4 protein-coding genes are annotated in these 4,261 nt (G+C 35.2%); 2 read left to right on the forward strand and 2 right to left on the reverse strand.

Features of this window, described 5'->3' with window-relative positions; genetic code table 11:
* Positions 1-194 (reverse strand): T7SS effector LXG polymorphic toxin (locus A33I_RS17645; protein WP_031311466.1); only part of this gene is annotated, 194 nt, incomplete at its 3' end.
* Between the two features lie 475 nt (positions 195-669).
* On the opposite strand from A33I_RS17645, the gene A33I_RS17650 reads away from it, so the two are divergent.
* Both A33I_RS17650 and A33I_RS17655 read left to right on the forward strand, forming a co-directional pair.
* Positions 670-1,065, forward strand: coding sequence for a hypothetical protein (locus tag A33I_RS17650; RefSeq protein ID WP_022629644.1), 396 nt, complete (start codon positions 670-672; stop codon positions 1,063-1,065).
* A gap of 450 nt (positions 1,066-1,515) precedes the next feature.
* Complete coding sequence (locus A33I_RS17655; RefSeq protein WP_161808692.1) at positions 1,516-2,931, forward strand: polysaccharide deacetylase family protein; 1,416 nt, start codon at positions 1,516-1,518, stop codon at positions 2,929-2,931.
* A gap of 656 nt (positions 2,932-3,587) precedes the next feature.
* Here the strand turns inward: A33I_RS17655 and A33I_RS17660 are convergent.
* The coding region (locus tag A33I_RS17660; protein WP_022629646.1) for a substrate-binding domain-containing protein at positions 3,588-4,261 on the reverse strand (674 nt) is incomplete at its 5' end.

Consider the following 4,261-nt stretch of genomic DNA (forward strand, 5'->3'; position numbering starts at 1 on the left):
TGAATAAATGGGAGGTGGCATTCTTGATAAAAACGACGAATGGCCGTCCCTCCCTCTCCTTTTAAGGAGTCACTTAAACGGACGATACCCATTACGGATGTTTCAATTTGTTTAAGCTGTTCTTGCTGATGTTCTATCTTTGTTTTTATTTCATCTATACCACTATGTAAGCCAGACACATCTAATGTTTTCATACATCACCTCTATTAAGCCAAGAAGGAATACTTTACCTATTATCTTAGTACATTCGACATTTGGATAAAATAGGAATATATGACGATATTGGTAGTATGAGTATTTTAGAAACTATTCTGCTACTACTTCATCAGGGAAGATAAAGATATTATGGATGTTATTATGTTATTGTATTTTTTAATAAACTTAGGAGGTTTTGTATAATTAAGCAAGCGTTGAGATTTTCATTAATGTACTTTGTAATCATGAGCTTGGTTCAATTTCTTCTACATTAAGAAATGAGATGGATCGAGAATCTAACGATTCGATTCATGGTATTTATTCTTATGTTATTTATAAACTGGTGCAGGGTCCCTTACAATTGGGATAAAAACAAGGAATGAATACATTTGTTAGTTTTGATAAAGAGTAGATGCTCTCTTTTATCATCTTTGTGAATAAGATATATAAACTTAAGATTGAACGAGGTGGCTTATGACCGGTAAAAAGAAGCTATTTTTACTCGTAATTTGTTTGGCTGTAGTTGGCATTGTGATAGGCTTTTTCGTAAATCACCAGCTAAAAGAAAATCGGTTAATCTATACGTCCCATACTTTTGGAGTTTTCTATGTGGAGGAAAAAGATTTCTATATTGAACCAGGTGACTACATGGAGATGTGGGTTATTGGCTATAATGATGCAGAAGAAGATCTTGAAAGTCGTGAAGAATTCAAAGTGTATATAAAAGATGCTAACGTCTATAATTTTATTGAAATAGACCAAAGCTATTTCCTGAACATTTCTTCCTTAAGTGAACCTGGTCAGGAGCGGTATTATTTAAACCAAATCCAAACGGGGAATGGGGAGCAGTTAAGAGGCGAGGGCAAATAATGAAAAAGGACTGCGCTCCTAACGGGTTCCGTTTAAGAGGGAAAATACCCTGCTATTCGTATGTAAATAAGCATAGATCCATGTCTATGCTTATTTAGGCTGTTTTTTCATCTACAACAATTTATAGTTTATACACTACAGAGTCCTTTATTTCGGTTACGACTTACTCACCTATTAACAAGTTTGAATTCTCCTTTTCAAGGTTGTTAATAGAGTAAAGCTCTTTCAGGTTTATTATATGTTCTAATTTTAATTATAAAATACATAATAAAAGATACAAATGTGATTCCGAGTTTAATAGCCTAAAGTAGAATTATTAAAAAAGTAGGAAATGTAATTTTTATGAAGGTGACTTTCGTATAGTTATGTGATAATATCTCTCAATGTTATTAATTTTAGGAGAGGTTTTGAATATCAATGAAAAGAAGAAGTATTATAAGAAGAATTAAATTGCCTGGTTGGACCATTATTCTAATACTACTACTAATTGTAACTGGTAGTACCTTAAACTTTTTTAGCTATCTAGATAAGAATGGATTAGAAGAACCGGCTAATGCCAGTGTGATAAAGGATAGTGACGATTACTCTGGAAGATTTCCAGGACTAGATGTTCTAGTTCGTACTAAACATACGGATGAATATACGTACTCAATCGCTTTGCCTGAGACAAAAAATGAATCCATTAATTCAATCTTAATGGACTGGGTGACAGAACAGGAAAAAGACTTTACAACAGCTATTAAAGATCAGTCTCATCAAGTTAGATCAAATCTGACTATAGAACTAGATACAAAAAGAATAACGGATGATATATATAGTTTTATTTTTTCAATGTATTATTACCTCGGAGGAGCGAACGGTAAAGAAGAAATTCAAACCTTTACTGTAGACCTTTCTAGTGGAAGTCTATTGGAAGTGGATGATGTCATCAATTTAAGTGCTTACTCAAAAGAAGTGCAGAAAATTATCATAAATAAACTCCATCAAGAGGAGTTGCTTCAGGATGTACTGTTTGAAGATCAACTAAATACGTTGTTGAAATCGCCTGATGAGTGGATGTGGTCCTTGAACCAAGATAGCTTCTCTCTCTATTTTGATGAATATGAGATTGCACCGGGTTTTGTAGGGGCTATTGAGCTAGACATACCTCTTGATGACATAACACCTTACATCTATGAAGATATTTTTTTTCAGTCAGAGGCTAGTGCAGAAACTGTAAACGAGCAAATAGATATAGATGAACAAGAGTGGTCGAAGTTGGACCCGGAAGGAAAATACGTCGCCCTTACCTTTGATGATGGTCCACATCCCATTGTGACTCCACAAGTGCTTGAGACACTAAACCGTTACGATGCGAAGGCTACTTTTTTCATGCTGGGCATTCAAGCTCAGTATTACCCTTCTCTTGTTCAAGCTGTCGCCGCGGAAGGACATGAAATTGGTAACCATTCCATGAATCATCCAGATTTGACGTCAATAAACGATGAAAAAGTTCGTGGTGAACTGGAACAGACCAACATTCATATTAAAGAGGCGGTAGGTTTCAGTCCCACTACTATGAGGCCTCCTTATGGTGCCTATAATGACCTTTTGGTAGACGTTATGAAAGATGCAGATACCCCTATCATTCTCTGGTCAATCGACTCACTTGACTGGAAGAGTCGAGATAAGGATAAGATAGCTCAAAGAGTTTTGGAAGACATTCACGATGGTGCCATCGTTTTGATGCATGATATTCACCAAGCTACGGCAGCTGCCCTTCCTATCATCTTGGAAAGCCTTCATGAGCAAGGATATGAGTTCGTAACTGTCTCAGAATTGTTGTATCAAAGAGCGGATAAAATCGGACCACATTATCAATATTAACTATTTAGAAAGAGGTTCCCTTTAAAGAGGTTGCTGATTGTCGCAAAGCTTCTGCTTTTTAATTATTTATACTCATAAAAGTATAGTAGGCATCTGTGAATCGGCTACACTGAACTAGACAGCTATGATATGCCTTTATTAATGAATTAGGAATGCCTGAATTGAAGGTTGAAATTAAACTATGGCGTGCTCAAGTTTAAAGGAACAGTAAAAAACTGTTCCTTTTATTTTTTCTACTCTTGTTTAACTTCAACTAAAGCACCCATTAGTTGAACAAAATTTGATACACGATATGAAAAACCTCCTGCTATAGATATATTTGAATATTACAGTAGAGACCTAATTGTACGCATTATGAATGTGCTCATGATAATATTCATTTATATCTTCTTTGTATTCGCATGATTCATTAGTGCATGTGTAAAATAATTTTTTCCGTAGCCATCCCATTCATAAAGATTCCATTTTACCGCACCAATCTTGCATTGTGGGCATATAGGTGTTTTTTTCGTACTATTCCCTCAACTAAAAAAAGCCGCATATACAGCTTTCTAATACCATTCTTGACTTAACAAACAGTCATAGGCTTTATTTTAAAGTCTGATAAAGGATAGTTATGTTACTTTAGACAAAGGCAGTCTTCGAGTCGAGTTGTTTCAAACTGACTTTCTTTCGACCAATTCTAATTCCAATTTTGTATCAGCATGAATTCCCTCTCCATTCACAAGTCTGTATAGTAAATTGGCAGCAACCTCACCTAATTCTATGATGGGTTGGTTTATTGTAGTTAGATCTAAAACCTTTGCAATGGGCTGATCATCAAACCCTATTAATGCTAGGTCTTCTGGAATCCGTATCCCTCGCCGCTTAACCTCATACAATATACCAGCTGCCACTTGATCACTACCTACCACCACCGCAGTTGGACGTACAGGGTTATCTAACAATTTACTTGCCACTTTTATGCCATCATAAATGGTATATCTTTCATCAAAGTACCAGTCATTGTTCCAAGTTAATTGATATTCCTGTAATAAGTTAAAAAAAGATTTCTTTCTAATTATCCCTACTCCACTTTTAGGGTTACCTAAACATAAACCGATTTTCTGATGCCCCTTCGACTTTAAATGATCTACGGCCAATTTAAAACCTGATTCATGATCCACAAAGACTCTTGGAAATTTTTCACTCGCAGAATACTCACAAGAAATGATCTTACCAGAAGAGGAAAGATCATTAATTTTATTAGTGGGTATAATGCTTGAACCTACTATCATGCCGTCAATTACCTTATTTTTAAGCATATCAAAATACTTCAGCTCTTTTTTTT

The organism is Alkalihalophilus marmarensis DSM 21297 (assembly GCF_000474275.2).
Lineage (GTDB): Bacteria > Bacillota > Bacilli > Bacillales > Bacillaceae_D > Alkalihalophilus > Alkalihalophilus marmarensis.